Origin of the sequence: Vreelandella olivaria, assembly GCF_023507745.1 — a bacterium.
In the GTDB taxonomy this organism is placed as follows: domain Bacteria; phylum Pseudomonadota; class Gammaproteobacteria; order Pseudomonadales; family Halomonadaceae; genus Vreelandella; species Vreelandella olivaria_A.
The window spans coordinates 1-550 of record NZ_JALPZO010000096.1 but is presented as its reverse complement, the minus strand read 5'-3'; the positions used below and the strand labels follow the sequence as shown (position 1 = coordinate 550).

Genomic DNA, 550 nt, shown 5'->3' with positions numbered 1-550 from the left:
ACAAATCACTCGGTCACGGAGGCGGATATCGAACGCTTGGGCGAGGTTCTGATGGATATGATGGGAGCCTCCACTGATATCAATGCCCTGACTTCGACGAACCATTCGGTTAATGCGATGGATGTCGAACGGCTGGTTGCCGTTCTAGCAGGTTTGGTAGGGGTATCCACCGGCACCGACATCACAGCAGCGGATATCGAACGCTGGGCGGCGATGCCGGCCGATCTGCGGCAGGACGCTATCGCTGCCGATCTGTCGGCGGCGGCGAACCTTGACTCGCTTGGCGTGATTCGCAGCGTGACCCCCAATATCGTGCTGCCAAGCAACAGCCTGTTCCAGATCAATGCCCAACCGACGGCACGTTATCTGGTCGAGACCGACCCGCGCTTCACCAATCAGCGCGAATGGCTCGGTTCCGACTATATGCTCGATGCCCTGGCGAGCGACCCGAGCACGACCCAGCGGCGCCTCGGCGACGGCTTCTACGAGCAGCGGCTGATCAACGAACAGATCATGCAACTCACCGGGCAGCGCTACCTGGAGGGATACG

1 protein-coding gene is annotated in these 550 nt (G+C 60.2%); it reads left to right on the top strand.

From position 1 onward, the window contains the following. The coding region (locus tag HP566_RS07805; RefSeq protein WP_249976702.1) for a hypothetical protein at nucleotides 1–550 on the top strand (550 nt) is incomplete at both ends.